Consider the following 18608-nt stretch of genomic DNA (forward strand, 5'->3'; position numbering starts at 1 on the left):
GGCCAGCGGGCGCGCATCGGCGCGGCGCGACAGCCGGACGAGCGCGTCGATCAGCGCAAGGGTCCGCTCGGGCGGCGGCATCGCGTCGAGCTCGCCGAGGTCCACGGCGAACGGGGGAAAGCTCAGCCCACGCGCCGAGCGTTCGAGCAGCGTGGCCACGTCGGCGAACTCGGGGCGGTCGAAGAAGTCCCGTCCCAGGAAGTCCCGGCGGAACTGGGCGACGATCGCCTCGTGGCTGCCGTGACCGGGCACCGACTGGTACGTGTGCGGCAGCTGAGGGCCGATCAGGGTCAGGTCGCCGGGACCGTACTCCTCGACGCAGTCGCCCACGAACCGGGTGCCGGTGCCGCGGGTGATCAGGGTCAGTTCGTATTCGCGGTGGAAGTGCCAGGCGAAGCGGAAGTGCGTGGCCTGGCGGACGTACAGCGTCCAAGAGAGCTGGGAGGTGGCCTCGATGTGCTCGTAGAACGCGCGCATGGTGCTCCGTCGTCATGAAAGTATCGGAATCGGTCATCCGTCGCGTGGCTCGAACACCAGGGTGCGGCGAGGCTGGTCGCATGGCGACCACTCACCACGATCTCGAGTCCCGGTACGACCTCGACGCCGCCGCGCGGCGGCATTTCGACGACAACGGCTTCGTGAAACTGCCCGGCGTGCTGGACGCCGGGACGATCGCGGCGTACGAACCCGAGATCACCGCGAAGGTCATCGACCTGAACACCCAGCACCTCCCCCTCGCCGAACGCGACACGTACGGCAAGGCGTTCCTCCAGGTCACCAACCTGTGGCGGCACAGCGACCTCGTCCGCGAGTTCGCCTTCTCCCCGCGCCTGGCCCGCATCGCGGCCGAGCTGCTCGGCGTGGACGGCGTCCGGCTCTATCACGACCAGGCGCTGTACAAGGAGCCGGGCGGCGGGCTCACCCCGTGGCACGCCGACCAGTACTACTGGCCGCTGGCCGGCGACCGGACCGTGACGGTCTGGATCCCCCTGCAGGAGACGCCGGCCGAGATGGGGCCGCTGGCCTTCGCCGCCGGCAGCCACCGCTTCGAGTACGGCCGTGACCTGCCCATCAGTGACGAGTCCGAGCGGGAGCTGCAGCGGGCGCTGGCCGAGCGGGACTTCCCGTCGGTCGAGACGCCGTACCGGCTCGGCGAGGTGAGCTACCACCTCGGGTGGACGTTCCACCACGCCGCGCCGAACCGCTCGGACCTCCCGCGCCGGGTCATGACCGTGATCTACATGGACGCCGACATCACGGTCTCCCGGCCGGTCAACGACAACCAGCGGCACGACCTGCGTACGTGGCTGCCCGGAGCCGAGGTGGGAGCCGTCCCGGACACCCCGCTCAATCCCGTTCTGCACCGGAGAGGGTGACCGGCTCCCCGGGGATGGGACACGGAAACCCTTCTGTCACTGCTTGACGGCGCCGGCGAGTCCGTTCACGAAGAACCGCTGCAGCACCAGGAAGATCGCGATGATCGGAGCGAGCGTGATGACGGAGCCGGCGCACAGCAGCGTCCAGTCGGTGGAGTTCTCGCCGATGAAGGCGTACATCCCGACGCCTAGGGTGCGCAGCTCGGGACGGGCGAGGGTGAACACGAGCGGGATGAAGAAGCTGTTCCACGCCGAGATGGCGGTGAACAGGCCGACCGTGGCCAGCATCGGACCCGACAACGGGAGCATGATCCGCCAGAAGACCTGGTGGAAGCCGGCCCCGTCCACCCGGGCGGCGTCCTCCAGTGAGTGGTCGATGGCCCGGAAGTAGCCCATGAACAGGAAGGTGCCGAAGACGATCCCGCCCGCGGACTGCACGATGATGATCGACCAGAGGCTGTTGAGCAGGCCGAGCGCGTCCATGATGTCGAAGATCGGGATGATGGTGTACCCGTGGGGCAGGAACACCGTCCCCGCGACCACGACCAGGACGAGCCCCTTGCCGGGGAACTCGGTGCGGGCGAGCGTGTAGCCGGCCATGGCGGTGACGAGCAGGGTGATGACCACCGTGGCGACGGTGATGGTGAGGGTGTTGAGGAAGTACTGGCCGAAGGACGCCCCCTGCCATGCCTGCCCGTAGTTGGCCCACAGGGGCGTCCCGGGCAGCGGGTTCAGGCCGCGGCCGAAGAACTCGTCGGTGCTCTTCAGCGAGCTGCCCAGCGTCCACAGGAACGGGTACAGCCAGGCGATCCCGCCGAGGAGCAGGAACGCGTGCGTCAGCCACGGCGCGCGCCGGGTCATGCGCGACCTCCCCTGCGCTTGACCAGCACCCGCAGGAAGAGGGCCTGGGCCACGGCGAAGACGATGAGCAGCATCCCGTAGAAGAACGACGCCGCCGAGGCCAGGCCGACGTCCCGCTCGACGCCGGTGCCGCCGAACCCGCCGAACGCCAGGTGGTAGACGTAGGTGTTCACGACCTCGGTGGCGAAGTACGGCCCGCCGTTGGTGAGCACCTGCACGAGGTCGAAGACCTGGAACGAGCCGATGACCGACAGCAGGACGATGACGACCCCCACCGACCTGAGCATGGGGACGGTGATGTAGCGGAAGCTCGCGAGGGCGCCCGCGCCGTCGAGCCGCGCCGCCTCGTACAGCTCGTCGGGGATCGTCTGCAGAGCGGCCAGGAAATAGACGAGGTTGTAGCCCAGCGTGTGCCAGATCCCGACCCCGATGATGATGATCATCGCGAAGCTCGGGTCGCCGAGCCAGTCCACGTACTCGTCGTTGAGGCCGATCGACATCAGCACGTCGTTGACCACGTCGCCGAAATTGGAGAAGAGCAGCTGGACGACCACGCCGACGACCGCGGCCGACGTCACCACCGGAAGGAAGAAGAGCGTCCGGTACAGAGTCCTCCCGCGCAGCCGGCGGTTGTTCAGCACGAGGGCGAGCGCGAGCGCGAGAACGAGCTGGACGGGCACCACGAGCAGCACGTAGAAGAACGTGTTGCGCAGGGCTCCCCAGAAGATGGAGTCCGTCATCACCCGGGCGAAGTTGGCGAGCCCGACGAAGTCGCCGGGCTCGCCGATCCCGTCCCACCGGTAGAAGGTGTAGCCGAGCGACGCGATGATCGGGTAGATCACGAACGCCAGCAGCAGCACCAGCATCGGCAGGACGTACAGGTAGGACCAGCGCGCCGCGGCGATCCGCCGCCGCAGGCGGGACGCCCTGCCCGCGATCAGCGCGCGGGGCCGGCCGACCAGTTGGATGTCCGTCATCAGCTCATCCGCGCTTGGTGGTGTACGGCTTGGCGATGTCCCAGTCGGCGAACACGTAGTCGTCCATGCTGACCTTGAGCCCCTGCCCGCGGGCCTTCGACACGGCCTCGCCCAGGGCGCCGTTGAGGCGGTCCTCGAGTTCCTTGAGGGCCTTGGGCGTGTCCTTGAGCTGGCCGGTGTAGATGCCGGCCGCGACGTCCGGGAGGTCCGGCTGGACCGGCGCCACCTCCACCTTGGCGATCTCCGGGTTGCGGATGGCGGGCACCGGGCCGACGAGGGCCGTGTTCGCCATGGCCACGTACTGCTTGAACGTCGGCGAGGTCACCCCCGCCGGGTCGTTGTTCTCGGGGTAGACCGACAGGCCGTAGCCGCCCTGCACCCAGCGCTTGCCGGCGGCGGGGCTGTAGAACCAGTCGAGCCAGGCCCACGCCTGGTCGGGGTTCCTGGCCTTGGCCGAGATACCCATCAGGTAGCTGCCCGGGGCCCCGTAGAAGAAGCCCTGCGGGGTGCCGGTCGGCGACGGGAGCGTCATGAGGCTGTAGTCCTTGAAGCCGGCCTCCTCCCAGGGGGCCTGGTTCCACACGCCGCCGACGATCATGCCGAACCGGCCCTTCGAGAAGAACGCCCTGGCCTGCTCGTCCGAGATGCTCATCGAGTTCGGGTAGATGAAGCCGCGGCTCTTCCAGTCGAGGAGGAGAGCGAGGAAGTCGGCATAGTTGCGGTCGGTCCCGTACGTCCATCTCCCGGTGCGGTAGTCGACCGACTGGGTGCCTCCGGGCGACCCGGCGCCGCGGCAGAACAGCTCGATCAGCCACGGCAGGGCCCCCTTCTGCGCGTTGCCGAAGCCGAGCCCGAAGACCTTGCCGCCGCTCTTGCTCGTGATCGCCTCGGCGGCGCGGGTGATGTCGTCCCACGTCTTCGGGATGAGCACCGACCCGTCGGGGTTGGTCAGGCCGGCCTCCTTGAAGACCCCGTTGTGGATGTAGAGCTGCAGCGCCGGCGCCAGGCCGCTGAAGGGCGCGGAGTACACCTTGCCGCCGAAGATGTTGACGCCCTCGACGAAACTGTTGGCGGGGAACCTCGACCGCCACTCGGGGGTGGCCCACTTGTCCAGGGGCATCAGCCAGCCCTCGCCGACGTGCGTCTCCAGTTTCGGCTTGGTGGGCAGCAGGAGGACGTCGGGGGCGGTGCCGCTGCGGAAGGCCAGCGCCACGAGGTCGAGGTACTTGTCGGTGACCTGGGTGGTCTTCTTGATCGTGGTCTTGCCGTCGGCCTGCTGGAAGAGCTTGATCTCGTTGTCCACCCACGGCGCCTGGCTGACGTACCAGTCCCAGTACGCCAGCGTGGCGCCCTGCGCCGGGGCGGCGTTCTGCCGGGAGTCGCCGCAGCCGGCGAGGAACGCGGCGCCGCCGGTGGCGACGGCGGCCCCCAGGAGTTGCCGGCGGCTGAGCTGAATGGCTGACATGGACTTTCCTTTCGATGAGCCGACTCGATGTGCTGACGTCAGCCGACGACCACTGTGATCGCCTTGCCGGCGATGGTCGGCATCGAGACGGCGACCTCCTTGGTGACGCCGCCGGCCGTGACCTTGACGGTGTAGTCGCCGAGGAAGCCCCGCACCGTGGTCGATCCGGTCGCCCCGGTCGTGGCCGTCGCCCTCGTCCACCACTTGCCGTAGATGAGGTCGCGCCAGGCCACGGCGTTCGGCTTGGGCGTGTAGTCGGTCCGGAACAGGGCCCGCTTGGGATCCCAGGTGTCGCCCTCCCAGAACCCGAACGTGCTGACCCCGGTGACCTGCGGCATGCTGAACATCACGGTGAGGAAGTCACGCGTGTAGTCGGCCTGGAGCTGCTCGTCGGTGGTGCCCACGTCGAACTCGGTGATCGCGACGGGCAGGCCGATCCCGCCGAACTTGTTGATCAGCGTGATCAGGTCCTGCGGCGAGGTGAGCTGCTCACCGGCGAAGTGCCCCTGGATGCCGATCCCGCCGATGGGTGCCCCGCCGTCCTTCAGGGAGCGGGCCAGGGCGGCGAACTGGTCCTGGTGGCGGACCTCCCAGCCGTTGTCCTCGATGATGTCGTAGTCGTTGAGGTAGAGCTTGGGGCCCGCGTCGGCCTGCCGGGTCAGCCGGAACCAGCGGTCGATCTCGCCGTCGCCGAGCACGTTCTGCACGTCGTGGTTGGCGTACGGCTCGTTGACCACGTCCCACTCGTCGATCTTGCCGGCGAGCGTGCGCGTCTCGTCGGTGATGTGGGTGTCGATCCTGTTCCGCAGCGCGGCGGGGTCGTTGCGCAGGCCGCAGACGTCGGCGGGCATGTTCCCGCACGACGGCCAGATCAGGGTGTGCCCGCGGACGAACAGGCCGTTGTCGCGTCCCCACTGGAGCGCGGGCAGCGTGTACGTGTTCCGCTCGGTCACGTTCTCCCAGTGGTTCCACTTGAGGTTGTTGCCGAGCGTGAACTGGTTGAAGTTGGCCAGCAGCGTGTCGCGGTACTTCTGCCCCGCGGTGTTCTGGGTCATCAGCCGCACACCGTCCGCGGCCGAGCCGAACTTGAAGGCGTGCCTGGTCATCTCCGCCTGAACGGTGGCGCCTGGGACGAGGTGGCCCTGGGAGTCGACGACCTTGACGTAGATGTTGCCCTTGCGGTCGCGTTCGATCCGGTCGGCGGCGGCGGCCCGCCAGGACGCGGCCGCGTCGCGACCGGCGTAGGTGGCCTGCGGCCAACCGGCCGGGGTCCCCGGTCCGTACCGCAGCACCGACACGCCCGCGATCTGCAGCACCTGCGGCCCGTACCCGAGCCAGAAGTTGACGCGGACCTGCCCGGCCGCGTAGTCGGCGGCCATCCGGAACGGCAGCTGGAAGCGCTGCCACGCGGCCCCGAACTTCATCGCCGCCTGGGTGGACTTGCTGTAGCTCCCGCCGTTCTGCTCGAACACGAAGTGGGCCAGGCCGGATCCGGACGATGTCGGCGTGACCGACCGTGCCCAGAAGGTGGCCAGCATCGCCTCGCCCTTGACCGTGGGCTGCGCGGACGGGACGCCCACGCCGAAGGAGTACTCGCCGTCCAGGCCGGACGAGCTCGGCTGCCCGGTCACCGTGACCTGCAGCGCCTGGTCGAAGTCCGGCTGCCCCTGAACGGTGACTGTCTTCGTCTGGGGTGCGGGATTACCCGTGAACTGGGTGAACGATTCGAGGATGTCGGCCGGCATGACCTCGGTCGGTGCGGCGGCGGTCGCGGGCGCCGCCGGTCCCATCAGCGCCGCGAGCAGCACTCCGGGGATCACGTACGCCAGCGCCTTGGTGAAGCGACCCATGAGGGGGCCTTTCTTTCGACGGGCAGGGGGGATCACGACCGGTGCCGCCAGGGCGCCGGTCTTCGCTTCGTCGATGTGAAAGTGGAGGTGAGTCGAGGTGAGATGGGTGTCAGGCGGGAGCGGGGCCCGTGCTGTCCCGGACGACGAGAGTGGTCGGCAGCTGGACGCGGGTGGGCGGTGGCGGCTCTTCCCCGGACCCGGACCCGGACCCGGGGGAGACGATGGCGAGCAGCATCCGGGCCGCCTGCTGGCCCATCGCCTCGAACGGCTGGCCGACCGTGGTGAGGGCGGGCTTGACGTGCGCCGACGACGGTATGTCGTCGAATCCGACCACGGACAGGTCCTCGGGCACCCGCAGACCGCGGTCGGCGGCGGCCTCCATGGCGGCGTAGGCGGTGACGTCGTTGTGCGCGAACACCGCCGTCGGCCGGTCGGCGCGATCCAGCAGCTCGCACACCAGCTCGCGGGCCCGCGGGGGCTCGAACGCGCTCTGCGCGGTGAGCGAGGCGTCGATCGGGACTCCGGCCTCGGTCAGCGCGTCCTCGTAGCCGCGCTGCCGGTCCTGGCAGCACGGGTACGTCATCGGCCCGGCCAGCGACGCGATCCGCCGGTGACCGAGGTCCAGCAGGTGGCGCACCGCGCCGCGGGCGCCCTCGTAGTTGTCGGCCTCGACCGACGGCAGGTCGAAGTGGGAGCCGAGGGTGTTGATGAGGACCACGGGCACACCCTGCCCGTGCAGGTCGAGCAGGGGTTTCATGGGCTGGTCCTGGTTGATCACCAGGACCCCGGCCGACAACCCCGAGGCGAGCATGCGGTCGATGACCGGCCCGTAGTCGCGGTCGTTGGTGCTCGTGTAGAGGATGATCTCGTACGGCGTGCGCTCGATGACGGAGGCGACCCCGAAGTTCAGCGGGGCCACCATCCGCCACGTCAGCCCGGGCACGATCATGCCGATGAACGGCGGCCGCCCCTTCGCCAGCGCGCTCGCGGTGGCGCTGGGCACGTAGTTGTGGCGGGTGATGACCGCCAGCACGCGCCGCCGGGTGGCCGGGTCGACCCGCGGGCTGTTGTTGATCACCAACGACACCGTGGATTTCGATACGCCGGCCAGCCGCGCTATATCGCGGATCGTGATTTTCTCCATGCCCGTTCCCCAGCTGCGTCCGGTCTTTTGTCAAACCGGTCCAACACCATTTCCTGGGACGGTAGCGCTGGACCGGTTCGATAGCAATACCTCGATGAAAAACAGGAGTAACTCGCCCGTAACTTTTGCGACGAATACGTGCCGATGGCGTGCCGGCCCGAAGCCGACCCCGCCGTGTGCCCGCCGCTCCGGCCCGGCAACCCGGCGTCGCCGTTACTCGATCACTCCGCCGGCCGTGCGCGGACGGCCGTCGACGGTGACGACGCCTGAGGCGGTCGAGACGTCGATCATGCGCCCCCGGTGGACCAGCCCGGTCAGCTCCACGTCCCCGTCGGGGAGCGTTGCCGGGGTGACGACCATGCTGCCGTCGAGCCGGAAGCGCACGCCCGCCGCGCCGGTCAGGATCGCCTCCGCGCCGGCCAGCCCGGCGACGATGTTGACCCGGCGGCCCGCGGGCGGTGCCGCCGGGCGGTCGCAGTAGTGCTCCTGGGGGTAGTACGGGAAGTGCTGCCCCATCCAGAGCAGCCGTTTCATGACGCCCCAGGCGAGGGACGGCTCGCCGTGCTCCCAGAGTGTCAGGGCGAGCTGCGGGCCCTCCCCGGTGTACGCCCCGCCGCCCGACCAGTCGGTGTCGCCGAGCTCGTAGTGCAGCCGGTCGTCCGCGGCCACGGCACTGACGCCGTACGGTGCGAGGAACGAGCCGTCACGCAGCCGCCTCAGCATGGCCGAGGCCATCTCCGGCGTGCAGGCGCCGTTCCGCATCGCGTCGAACGCCTGGACGTGCTGGACGAGCTCGGTGTGCCCGTCGGGGTAACGGCAGCGGAACCAGCCCTCGCGCTCGTCCCACAGCTCGCGGGCGATCGCCTGCCTGATGTCACGGGCGCGGGAGCGTAACTCGCCGACGGGCAGCCGCGCGCCGGACACCTCGGCCAGCTCGGCGAGCCGGTCGAGACACCAGGCGCGTTCGGCGTTGGGGCTGGCGACCACGTGCTCCCAGCCGGTGCCGCGCATCTCCAGCAGGTTGTGCTGGGTGCCGTAGTCGCGTAGCGCCCCGGCCGGGGTGAAGCGGGCGTCCAGCCCTTCGACCAGCTCGTGGAGCTGGGTGACCAGGGCGGGGGAGATGCCCTGGTGGGCGGCGACGGCGGTGGCGAGGGTGACCAGGGACCAGCCGCTGTAGGCGTACGGGACGCCCTGGCCCGTGCCGTCGGGAGCGATCGCGTAGTGGCTGGTGAGGTCCACCTTCATGAGCGATTCCAGAACGGTGGTGGTGGCTTCGCCGAGCATGAGGGAGAGCAGGTGGGGGGCGTACCCGCCGGTGTCCCACGCGTAGGAGCACAGCGCCCCGCCGTCCAGCCCGGAGGTGGCCACGAAGGGGGAGGTGATGAAGCCGGGGTTGTCCCAGAGACAGGCCAGCCCGCTGGACAGAGAGCCGCGCCAGTACGCCTCCAGCCCCGGGATGTCGCTGGACAGCCGCGGCACCCGCGCCAGCGCCGCGGCCAGCCGGCGCTCCGACTGGCGGCGGGATTCGGCGGCCAGCTCCCGCAGCCGTCCGGGCGGCGTTCCCGCGCCGGCGCGAACGGCCAGCGCGAACACCGCGCTCCCGCCCGCCGGGACGTCCTGGCGGAGTCCCTCGTGGGAGAGCTCGACGGTGACGTCCCCGGCCTGCCAGGTCCACGGTCCCGTGCGCGTGGCCTCCGGACCGGGTTCGGGCGGGACCCAGCCCCATTCGCCGAGCGAGACACGGCGGGGACCGCCGGGTTCGGCGCGCGGGTGCAGGGTCGCGGCGACGTCGCGCCCGGACCGGTTGGTGATCTCCACCTCCAGGACGAACCCGGCTTGGCCGTACAGCGGGGTGAGGGTGCTCCGCACCCCGAACGACACGAGGTCGCCGTGGTGGCGGCGGTGGTATGTGCCCTGCCTCTCGATCCGGCCAGGCCACCAGGTGCCACCCGCGTGGAGCAGGCCGACTCCGGCCACGCCGGGCGCCGCACCGTCGGCGATCCGGTGCCCGTCCACGTCCAGTTCGACGGCCAGCGCGGCGTCGGGGGCCGCGTACGGTGGCGCGAACCACCCGCCGACCCCGCACACCGAGCCCGGTGGGGCGTGGACGGTGGTCCAGCCGCTGGTGACCCAGGTGTGGCCGGGCGCCACGCTCTGGCGCAGGTCGAAGGCGAACTCGTCAACTGCGTAAGGCATGCGTCAATCCCTTGCCTGACGGGTGGCTGGGTGGGGAGATCTCTCCGAAGGGCGCGGACGACCGGCGCTCGTGACCGATGCTGACATCGGCCCGTATCCATCGCAAGAGTTGCCGCAGTATTACCGCCGTTTTTCGGTCAAGTATTGCCATCGAACCGGTCCAGGGCTACCGTCCCGAGTAGGGTTTTGGACCGGTTCGACAAAGGTACGGCCACCTCCGAAGGCTGAATCCACCCATAACGCAAGGATCATTCGTGCCCCTGCGCCTCGCCATCCTCAGCTTCTGGCACGTACACGCTCCCGACTACGCCCGCCAGGCATCCGAGCACCCCGGCACCGAGATCACCGCCGTCTGGGACGAGGACGCCGCCCGCGGGCGGGCCTGGGCCGACGACCTCGGCGCCGACTTCCATCCCGACCTCGGCGGACTACTCGCGCGCGGTGACGTCGACGCCGTGGTCGTCACCTGCCCGACCACCGCGCACCGCGAGGTCATCACGGCCGCCGCGGCGGCCGGCAAGCACATCTTCACCGAGAAGGTCCTCGCCCCGACTCCGGCCGAGTGCGTGGAGATCACCGCCGCCGCGGAGAAGTCCGGGGTCGCGCTGATGCTCGCGCTCCCCAGGCTGTACGACGGCTACACGACGGCCATCCGCAAGGTGCTGGCCGACGGCGAACTCGGCCGCCTCACCCTCGTCCGGATCCGCCTGGCCCACGGCGGCTCGGTCGGCGAGGGCTGGCTCCCCGAGCACTTCTACGACCCGGCCGCCACCGCGGGCGGCGCCCTCATCGATCTCGGCTGCCACCCCATGTACCTGGCCCGGCTGTTCCTCGGCCGCATGCCCGAGACCGTGAGCGGGTCCTTCGGCCATGTGACGGAGCGCGCCGTCGAGGACAACGCCGTCGCGGTGCTGCGCTGCGCGGATGGCACGCTCGGCGTGGTGGAGGCGTCCTTCGTCGCACCGGCCTCCCCGTTCACCATCGAGCTGCACGGCACCGAAGGCTCCCTCGTGTACGGGACGCCCGAGCCGCGGATGCTGCTCAGCACCGGCGGCGCCTGGCGCGAGCTGCCCGTGCCGCCGCGTACCGGCACGCCCTTCGAGCTGTTCGTACGCCATGTCGCCGACGGCACCCGTGACGAGGAGAACCTCGCCCTCGGCCTCGACCTGACCCGCTTGATGGCCGCCGCCACCCGCGAGAGCCGCGAGGAAGGAAGCCGCGTATGACCCTCTCCATCGGCCTCATCGGCTGCGGGAACATCTCCCGCTCCCATCTGCGCGGCTATCTCGCCGTCCCGGACGAGGCGGCCGTCACCGCCGTCGCCGACGTGGACCTCGACACCGCCACCGAGCGCGCCCAGCAGGCGGGTGGCGCCCAGGCGTACCGCTCCTACGAGCGCATGCTGGAGGAGGCCTCCGTTGACGCCGTCGACATCTGCCTGCCCCACCATCTGCATGCCGACGCCGTCATCGCCGCCGCCAAGGCCGGCAAGCACATCCTGTGCGAGAAGCCGCTGTGCCTGACGATCGCCGAGGCCGAGCGGATCGCCGACGCGGTGGGCACAGCCGGGGTCACCCTGATGTGCGCGCACAACCAGCTCACCTTGCCCGCGGTCGCCCACGCCCGCGAGCTCATCGACTCCGGCGCGCTGGGCCGCGTGTACGAACTGCGTACCACCGACAGCTTCTTCAACGACTTCGACCCGTCGACGATGGGCTGGCGCGCCCACGCGGCCACCAGCGGCGGTGGCGAGCTCATCGACACCGGCTACCACCCCACCTACCTGCTGCTGTACCTGGCCTCCACCCGTCCGGCCGCGGTGACGGCGATGCTCAGCACCCACCGGCTGGCGTTCATGGAGGGCGAGGATTCAGCCCGGGTGCTGGTGCGCTTCGCCAACGGCGCGGTGGGGGAGGTGGTGACCAGCTGGGCGTACGAAGCGGCGCCGTTCACCGAGAAGTTCTCGGCGGTCGGTGAGCTCGGCAGCCTGTGGAGCGACGGCACGACGCTGTGCCACAAGCCACGCGGCGGGGCCGCCACCACGCTCGCATTTCCGGCCGTCGACTCCATTCCGGCCGTCTGCGCCGACTTCGTCCGCCGGATACGTGACGGATCGCGGCCGGTGCACACCCACGAAGAGGGCACGGACGTGCTCAAGGTCATTCTCGCGGCCTACCGGTCCGCGCAGGAGAAACGAGAGATCACCCTGTGACGGGCCCCGCTGCGCATTCCGGGAGAGCATTATGAGTGACGTCCTCGAGCGATTCGACCGCGACGGCTACGCCGTCTTCCGCGATGTCATCGACCGGGAGCTGGTGCGGGAGGCTGCCGGCCACGTCGACTGGCTGCAGCGCCGCCACCCGGACCTGCGGCCCGAACATCTGGGCCACACGCTGCTGCGCGACGACCCGTTCTGGCTGCGGTTGATCTCGGACGACCGGCTGCTGGACATCGCGCAGACCTTCATCGGCCCGGACATCGCGCTGTTCGCCTCGCACTACATCAGCAAGCCGCCGTACTCGGGGCAGCCGGTGCTCTGGCACCAGGACGCGGCGTTCTGGCCGCTGGAGCCGATGCGGGTGGTCACGCTCTGGCTGGCCATCGACCACTCGACGCCGGGGAACGGCTGCGTACGGCTGATCCCCGGCAGCCACCGCGGTGACATCCAGGCGATGCGCCCCAACACTACGGTGGACAATGTGCTCGGCGAAGAGATCGCGGCCGAGGTGGAGGAGTCGGCGGCCGTGGACATGGTGCTGGCGCCGGGCGACGTCGAGGTGCACCACCCGAACATCGTGCACGGCAGCAACGCGAACACCTCGCCAGAGCGGCGATGCGGGCTGACCATCCGCTACATCCCGACCTCGACCCGCATCACGGCGGACGAGCGGCCTTACCCGAGCGCGTTCCACCTGCGCGGCGAACCCGGCGTGAACGCCTACCAGCCATGGCCCGACTTCGACCCGGCACGGCACTACCGTTTCACGGGGGCGGAGGTCACGCGCCGGTAGAAGCGGACGGGACCTACGCACCGGCGGGCGGCCGCCGTTGCCACGGGCCGGTACGTAGGTTCCGCCGTACAGCACGAGACCGGGATGCGCTGTCCGAGCCGGCGTCGGCGTAGGCGGCACGGACAGGTGGCAGCGCGCCGACGGTCAGGGGCAGGCGCTCAAGCTAGAGCGCGTCGGGGGCCGGGGGCGTCTTCCCGCCGGTGGCATCCTCATCGCCGGCGTGCTGGTCGCCGCGCCCGTTGCGCCCGTCGCGGGTCGGGTCGGGGACGTTCTCGTCCGTGGACTCGGCCGGGGTGAAGGCGTTGAACGGGCTCGTCGCCGCGGGGATGACGATGGGCTCGACGGGCCCGGTGTCGACGATCGACTCGAGCGGTCCGGTGTTGACGGTCGGCTCCAGCGGCCCGGTGTCGACGATCGGCTCCAGCGGCTCGGTCAAGGCGTCCTCATCCTGAGGGCCGAGCGCGGGGTCGGGTCGCCGGTTCTCCTGCTGCGAGGGGACAGGGGCGCCGTCCTGCTCGCCGGGTGGGGTGGTGTCGAGAGCTACGGCAGCCTCGATGGCTTCCAGGAGCTCCCATCTCCACACCGTGCCCTCGTCCGGCTCGGCGACGCCGTGCCGCGGGACGACCGGCACGGGCGGGCTCGTGGGAGCGTACCCGGCGGCGGCTGTGGCGGCCGAGCGGGCGCCGGCGCGGGTCTTGAGCACCACGAACACCGCGAACAGAACCACGACGGTGACCACGGCCGAGGTGACCAACACCGGAGTGGACAGGCTCGGCAGCGGGCCGCTGACCGAGGCCTGGAGGTGCGTGGGGAACGGCGTTGCGACCGCGGTGTCAGCCGCTTTCGACGCGGCAGGGGTGTTCTCCTCGGGGACCGGCTCGGCCTCGGAGGACGCGAGCGGCTCAGCCGAGAAGGGGGCGGTGGTCGGCGTGGGGGTGGCAGTCGGCTCGGACTGGGACGTGGCCGCCGCCTCCGTCGCGGAAGCGGTCGGCTCGGGTTCGGGAGAAGCGGCCGGCTCGGCGGTGGTGGCGGTCGGCGAAGGAGTGGTTTCCGGAGCCGTCTGCGGCACCGATGCGCTGGCCGTGGGCGTGGGCGTGGCCGGGGTCGTCGTCGAGGGCGTGGCCGACGGTGTGGCAGAGGGCGCGTCGGAGGTCGGGGTCGCGCTGGTTGTGGGGGGTGTCTCGGAGACGGTTGGCGTTGGGATGGCGGTGGCCGTGGCCGAGGGCGTGTCGGAGGTCGGGGTGACCGTGGCGGTCGGAGCGTCGGAGGTTGGGGTGGGGGTGGCGGTCGGAGCGTCGGAGGTTGGGGTGGGGGTTGCGGTCGGGGTGTCGGAAGTCGGAGTGGGGGTGGCGGTCGGAGCGTCGGAAGTTGGGGTCGGGGTGGTGGACGGCGTGTCCGATGTCGGACTGGCGCTCGGGTTGTCGGAGGAAGTCGGGGCCGGGGCAACCGTGGCGGGCGGAATGTCGGCGGAATCCCGGGTTGGGGCTGTCGCGTTCGGCGGTGAGTCCGAAGCCTGAGTGTGTTCGGGTGCGGTGGGGGAGTGAGGGTCGTCCTGGTTGGCGCCTGGGCTCTCAGGGGCAGCCGACTGCCCCTGAGAGTGCGAGCCGTCCGCAGCACCCGTGGCCGGTCCGTCCGCGGTGGCCCAGCCCGGCTCGTGCGTGGCGTGGGTGCCCGGTCCGTCGGCGGTGTTCCGGCCCGGGTCGTCAGCCCCGGGCCGGGCGCCTGACGGGGTCGCGTGGTCGTCGGTGGCCTGGGGGTTCTGGTTGTGTGGGCTTTGGGGTGTCTTGTCGCCGGACGGCTGCTCTTGCCCCGTGTGATCGCTGGACGGCTGCGCTTGTCCTGTGTGATCGCCGGAGGGCTGGCGGGGTGCCCGGTCGGGGGGTTGGTTGCTGGTCGTGTCCGCGTCGGGCCGCGAGTCGGCGGACCCGTGGCCGGGTTGTTCCTGGTTCTTGTGGATGTCGCGTGATGCCTCAGACGTCTGGTCGGCGTATTGATCTTGCCGCGTCTGGGAACCGGGTCGTGCTTCGGCGGACCAGTCGCCGGCCGCCTGCTGCGGCGCTTCGGGTCCAGGCCGCGCCTGAACCAGCTGGAGTTCGGACTTGGTCGCGTCCAGGTTGGCCTTGACCCGTTCCGGATAGCCGTACCCGACGACAGTGCTCGTGCTGCGCTCTTTGCTCTCCACGACGCCGCCGTCGGTGTTGCCCTCGATCGTGAAGATCGTGTCGCCTCGCACCTTCGTCACGACGCCGACGTGGTCGATGTCGTCGATCTGGCCGGAGCCGCTCCAGTCGAAGAAGACCAACGCGCCGGGCGTCGGAACCTTCCCCCACGCGTGCTGTTCCTTGAACCACTTCGCGTGTGCCACCGTCCACGCGAACTGGCCGACCCATGCCTGGTAGCCGAGCTTGTGCGCCGCCCACGAAATGTACATGTCGCACCACGGGGCCGAGCTGTAGTCGGCGTCGAACTCGACGTTGCTGCCGTACCATTCGCCGAACTTGGTGCTCGCGCCCTTGTCGGCATAGCCGAGCTGGCGCTGGAGCAGTTCGATGAACCTCTGCGTCTCTGGCGTCATGGAAGTGAGGGAACCTCCTGAACAAGACCGGATATATGCACATTGATCCTGACAAAATTGGTAATCTTGTGACCAATGTGAATAAACCGGAAGTCTGCGATAGGGCGAGGGTAGCCTGATGTTTCCGCAGGTCAAGTGCGCCCCAAGGAGGGTTCAACGCTTCCGGCGAAGGTAAAGTCCCAGGTAGAAGGCGGTGTCCGATGTGTCGCCTGATGGGAGATATATGGAAAGATCTACCTAAATCGCTAACAAGCACCCGTCAGCGGGTCACACTCGTGGTGTCGGACTCACGTGTGTCGAGTGGCTTAGCGACAGTCGCGAGGCGCCATGCCCGTACCTGTCGTGAATGGGCCTTTCGCGGGCTCCGACGGCACAGGCCCCGCCTGGGGGCCGGCCACGCCGTCGTCGATGAGCGCTTCGACCCGCTGGGCTGCGACTGTCCCAGCGGGCCTTCTGGCCACCAAGGTCGAGGCTCCGATGCCGCGGGCCGAGGGTCAGTAGCCCGCCGGTGCCGGCCAGTGGCGTTCGATCCCGATCCTGTCCAGTTCCCCGGTGAACTCCTCCAGCAAGGTCTCCTTCTCCCTGACCTCCTGCGGTTCCACCTCCCGGCGCAGGCAGTACGAGGCCAGCTGGCCCGCGACCTCACCCACGTTCCACTCCACAGGATGCAGGCGAAAACACCCGTTCGAGATGTGCGTGGTGCCGATGTTCTTCCCCGCGGGCAGCAGGTTCCGCATCCTGACAGGCAGCAACGCGCCGAGCGGGATCTCGAAGGGCACGCTGGCGATGTCGATGTAGTTGTCCCCACCGGTCGACGGGTGCAGGTCGATGCGGTACGCGCCGACTCCGACGGAGTCATGGTGCCGCAGCGTGCCGCGGTCGCCGCGGACGGCCCTGGAGACATGGTGCTCGGTGACGGTGGTGACCGCGCGGATACGCCTCGACTCCCTGACGTAGGCGGACTTCGCCAGTCCGTCCGCGGTGCCGACCACGTCGTGGCGGAGCCGGAGCCCGGGAAAGCCGGTGCCGCCGTCAGGACGGGGCGCTTCGGTCTGGAGCCAGTACAGCAGCGACAACGACAGTTGCCTCGCCTCCCTGTGCGCCAGCGCCGCCGTGTCGGCCTCCACCTCGATGATCGGGCGCAGCCAGTAGTCGTTCAGCGGCCAGTTGACCAGAGTGATGTCAGAAGCGGCGAAGCCGGGCTCGAACAGGTCGCGGGCGAGGATCCTGCGGAACATCCACAGGTCCTTGTCCCCCGATTGGGCGCTCTGGTCGGCCAGCACCCCGCGGGGATCACCGGGCGGGTTGGGGTCGAACCAGCGGGTTTCGGGCTCAAGGGTGCGTGGGTCCGGGGCGCTGAAGCCGAGCAGCGGCCCGGGCCAGAAGCCGGGCCGGTAATCGCGCCAGAATCCGTAGTCCGAGGGCCGGTCGATGACGTGGTTCTCACCGTCGTGGTGGGAGACGGCGAAGCAGTAGGTGATGCCCTGCATGTTCAGCGGCTGGTACTCGTCCGGCGCGTGCGGCTCGTCGTGCTCGCCGCGGGCCTCCGCGCCCGTGACGTACTCCGTCCTCGCCAGCGGCAGCAGATCGCCGGTCTCCGTCGCGTCGAGGACATAGGCGGCGGCGATGGTGTGGGAGTCGCCGGAGCGGAGGTCCAGCAGCGTGACGGCTCTGACGCGGTCACGGTCCACCTCGACATCGACGGGACGGTGTTCAAGGAGGACGCGCAGGCGCCCGGCGGCCACGTGGGGCGCCAGCATGGCCTGCAGGACCGCCAGGGAGACGCGTGGTTCATGGCACAACTTGCTGACATATCCGGCGCCGGGGTTCAGCTCGCGCCAGCGCTGCGCGCCGCCGGTCATGGGGTACCAGCGCCGGTAGTAGTCGCGGATGGAGCCGCGCACCTCACGATAGGTCGCAGTGGAGCCGTAGCTCTCGATCCACGGGTGCTCGTCGGGGGGTACGGCCTGCGCGGTGAGCTGGCCGCCGATCCAGTCCGTCTCCTCGGTGAGGACGACGTCGTGGCCCGCACGGCAGGCGGCCAGGGCTGCGGCGACGCCGCCCAGCCCACCGCCGACGATGAGGATGTCGGTCATGGGTGATGCCTTTCGAGAGGGCTAGCGGGGCGGTGCCGCGGTCTCGCCTGGCTCAAGCTCGCAGGTCAGGAGCTGGTGCCTGGGGACCGTACGGTCTCCCGCGATGAGTTTCGTGAGCAGCCGGACGGCCGCGGCCCCCATCTCGCGACGGGGGACGGCGAAGCCGGTGAGCCCTGCCGCGCGGTCGCGGGGGTCGCCGAACGTGGCCAGGGAGAGGTCGTCGGGGAAGCGGAGCCCCGCGCGCTCGGCGGCCGACAGGAGGGCGCGATGGGCGGCGTCGGTGTCGGTGGCCTCGGTGACCACCGCGGTGATGCCCTGGTCACGCCAGGCGCGCAGCCGGTCGGGGGTCAGGTCGGCGCCGTCGGTGCGCACCACCTCGGCTGCCAGCCCGCACTCTTCCATGCCGTTCCGAAAGCCGGCCTCCCTGTCGACGGAGGTGATCGCCTCGTCGGCTTCGCGCACGTACAGGATGCGCTCGTGGCCCAGCCCCGCCAGGTGCCGCACCACGGCGGCGCCGGCGGACACGTAGTCGGCGCCGATGTAGGCCAGGCGGTCGCCGAACTCGTCGTGCCGCCCTATGTAGACGACAGGAAGATCGGTGGCCAGCAGGCGGTCCATCTCCCGCACGGGCAGGTGCCTGCCCAGGAACAGGCAGCCGTCGGCCAGCCGTACCCGGTTGAGCACCTGGGCGTGCGGGCGCTCGCCCGTGGTGCTGGAGGCGATGAACATCAGCAGGTCGTAGCCCTGCGCCGCCGACTCCTCCTCGATACCCACCAGGAACGGGTAGTAGGCGTGGGAGATCTCATTGGGGAAGGTCGAGGTGAAGGTGTAGAGGCCGAGCAGGTTGTTCTGCCCGGCCGCCAGGCGGGTGGCGATCGGGTCGGGCACGTACCCGAGTTGCTCGGCGGCCTCCATGACCTTGCGCTGGGTCTCCTGGGCGATGCCCATGGCAGCGGCGCCGCCGCCGAGGATCAGGGACACGGTCGGCTGTGAGACGCCGGCCAGTCGAGCGATGTCCGCCTGACGAGGGCGACCGCTGGGTCTCATGGCATATCCC

14 protein-coding genes are annotated in these 18608 nt (G+C 70.0%); 4 read left to right on the forward strand and 10 right to left on the reverse strand.

Annotated features, from left to right (window positions below):
* The coding region (locus ACWDX9_RS28940) for a cupin domain-containing protein (RefSeq protein WP_449959365.1) at nt 1-477 on the reverse strand (477 nt) is incomplete at its 3' end.
* 80 nt (nt 478-557) lie between these two features.
* Here ACWDX9_RS28940 and ACWDX9_RS28945 point away from each other — a divergent pair.
* Nucleotides 558-1376 carry a phytanoyl-CoA dioxygenase family protein gene (locus ACWDX9_RS28945; RefSeq protein ID WP_449959367.1) on the forward strand — a complete coding sequence of 273 codons (819 nt, stop codon included), beginning with the start codon at nt 558-560 and terminating at the stop codon, nt 1374-1376.
* A gap of 36 nt (nt 1377-1412) precedes the next feature.
* On the opposite strand, the gene ACWDX9_RS28950 is transcribed toward ACWDX9_RS28945, so the two are convergent.
* From ACWDX9_RS28950 to ACWDX9_RS28975, 6 genes are all read right to left on the reverse strand, one after another.
* The gene (locus ACWDX9_RS28950) at nt 1413-2237 is read right to left on the reverse strand and encodes a carbohydrate ABC transporter permease (RefSeq protein ID WP_363964505.1); all 825 of its coding nucleotides are present in this window, start codon (nt 2235-2237) and stop codon (nt 1413-1415) included.
* Nucleotides 2234-3214: a carbohydrate ABC transporter permease gene (locus ACWDX9_RS28955; protein WP_449959369.1), complete on the reverse strand. Its 981-nt coding sequence runs from the start codon at nt 3212-3214 to the stop codon at nt 2234-2236. Before ACWDX9_RS28955 ends, ACWDX9_RS28950 begins: the two co-directional genes overlap by 4 nt.
* Nucleotides 3215-3218: 4 nt before the next feature.
* Nucleotides 3219-4679: an extracellular solute-binding protein gene (locus tag ACWDX9_RS28960; RefSeq protein ID WP_449959371.1), complete on the reverse strand. Its 1461-nt coding sequence runs from the start codon at nt 4677-4679 to the stop codon at nt 3219-3221.
* A 38-nt stretch (nt 4680-4717) separates the two neighbouring features.
* Entirely contained in the window at nt 4718-6529 is a 1812-nt protein-coding gene (locus tag ACWDX9_RS28965; RefSeq protein ID WP_449959373.1) for an endo-1,4-beta-xylanase, read from the reverse strand.
* Between the two features lie 109 nt (nt 6530-6638).
* A complete protein-coding gene (locus ACWDX9_RS28970) occupies nt 6639-7673 on the reverse strand; it encodes a LacI family DNA-binding transcriptional regulator (RefSeq protein ID WP_449959375.1) in 1035 nt (344 codons plus the stop codon).
* A 213-nt stretch (nt 7674-7886) separates the two neighbouring features.
* On the reverse strand, nt 7887-9869 hold the full coding sequence (locus ACWDX9_RS28975) for an MGH1-like glycoside hydrolase domain-containing protein (RefSeq protein WP_449959377.1): 1983 nt from the start codon (nt 9867-9869) through the stop codon (nt 7887-7889).
* Nucleotides 9870-10123: 254 nt separating this feature from the next.
* On the opposite strand from ACWDX9_RS28975, the gene ACWDX9_RS28980 reads away from it, so the two are divergent.
* Genes ACWDX9_RS28980 through ACWDX9_RS28990 form a run of 3 tightly spaced genes read left to right on the forward strand, consistent with a single transcriptional unit; the run spans nt 10124 to nt 12880 of the window.
* The gene (locus ACWDX9_RS28980) at nt 10124-11095 is read left to right on the forward strand and encodes a Gfo/Idh/MocA family protein (RefSeq protein ID WP_449959379.1); all 972 of its coding nucleotides are present in this window, start codon (nt 10124-10126) and stop codon (nt 11093-11095) included.
* On the forward strand, nt 11092-12081 hold the full coding sequence (locus tag ACWDX9_RS28985) for a Gfo/Idh/MocA family protein (RefSeq protein ID WP_449959381.1): 990 nt from the start codon (nt 11092-11094) through the stop codon (nt 12079-12081). Before ACWDX9_RS28980 ends, ACWDX9_RS28985 begins: the two co-directional genes overlap by 4 nt.
* Before the next feature lie 31 nt (nt 12082-12112).
* Complete coding sequence (locus ACWDX9_RS28990; RefSeq protein WP_449959383.1) at nt 12113-12880, forward strand: phytanoyl-CoA dioxygenase family protein; 768 nt, start codon at nt 12113-12115, stop codon at nt 12878-12880.
* A gap of 163 nt (nt 12881-13043) precedes the next feature.
* On the opposite strand, the gene ACWDX9_RS28995 is transcribed toward ACWDX9_RS28990, so the two are convergent.
* The 3 genes from ACWDX9_RS28995 to ACWDX9_RS29005 form a co-directional block, all read right to left on the reverse strand.
* Nucleotides 13044-15455, reverse strand: coding sequence for a CHAP domain-containing protein (locus tag ACWDX9_RS28995; protein WP_449959385.1), 2412 nt, complete (start codon nt 15453-15455; stop codon nt 13044-13046).
* Nucleotides 15456-15949: 494 nt separating this feature from the next.
* Complete coding sequence (locus ACWDX9_RS29000; protein ID WP_449959387.1) at nt 15950-17551, reverse strand: FAD-dependent oxidoreductase; 1602 nt, start codon at nt 17549-17551, stop codon at nt 15950-15952.
* Between the two features lie 21 nt (nt 17552-17572).
* Complete coding sequence (locus ACWDX9_RS29005; RefSeq protein ID WP_449959389.1) at nt 17573-18598, reverse strand: LacI family DNA-binding transcriptional regulator; 1026 nt, start codon at nt 18596-18598, stop codon at nt 17573-17575.
* Nucleotides 18599-18608: the final 10 nt, after the last annotated feature.

The organism is Nonomuraea sp. NPDC003201 (assembly GCF_053590415.1).

What these genes read in the sequence shown, in the direction of transcription:
- ACWDX9_RS28965 (WP_449959373.1), bottom strand. Translation starts at nt 6,529, where the DNA reads ATGGGTCGCTTCACCAAGGCGCTGGCGTACGTGATCCCCGGAGTGCTG.
- ACWDX9_RS28970 (WP_449959375.1), bottom strand. Translation starts at nt 7,673, where the DNA reads ATGGAGAAAATCACGATCCGCGATATAGCGCGGCTGGCCGGCGTATCG.
- ACWDX9_RS28990 (WP_449959383.1), top strand. Translation starts at nt 12,113, where the DNA reads ATGAGTGACGTCCTCGAGCGATTCGACCGCGACGGCTACGCCGTCTTC.
- ACWDX9_RS28960 (WP_449959371.1), bottom strand. Translation starts at nt 4,679, where the DNA reads ATGTCAGCCATTCAGCTCAGCCGCCGGCAACTCCTGGGGGCCGCCGTC.
- ACWDX9_RS28945 (WP_449959367.1), top strand. Translation starts at nt 558, where the DNA reads ATGGCGACCACTCACCACGATCTCGAGTCCCGGTACGACCTCGACGCC.
- ACWDX9_RS29000 (WP_449959387.1), bottom strand. Translation starts at nt 17,551, where the DNA reads ATGACCGACATCCTCATCGTCGGCGGTGGGCTGGGCGGCGTCGCCGCA.
- ACWDX9_RS28955 (WP_449959369.1), bottom strand. Translation starts at nt 3,214, where the DNA reads ATGACGGACATCCAACTGGTCGGCCGGCCCCGCGCGCTGATCGCGGGC.
- ACWDX9_RS28950 (WP_363964505.1), bottom strand. Translation starts at nt 2,237, where the DNA reads ATGACCCGGCGCGCGCCGTGGCTGACGCACGCGTTCCTGCTCCTCGGC.
- ACWDX9_RS28995 (WP_449959385.1), bottom strand. Translation starts at nt 15,455, where the DNA reads ATGACGCCAGAGACGCAGAGGTTCATCGAACTGCTCCAGCGCCAGCTC.
- ACWDX9_RS28975 (WP_449959377.1), bottom strand. Translation starts at nt 9,869, where the DNA reads ATGCCTTACGCAGTTGACGAGTTCGCCTTCGACCTGCGCCAGAGCGTG.
- ACWDX9_RS29005 (WP_449959389.1), bottom strand. Translation starts at nt 18,598, where the DNA reads ATGAGACCCAGCGGTCGCCCTCGTCAGGCGGACATCGCTCGACTGGCC.
- ACWDX9_RS28985 (WP_449959381.1), top strand. Translation starts at nt 11,092, where the DNA reads ATGACCCTCTCCATCGGCCTCATCGGCTGCGGGAACATCTCCCGCTCC.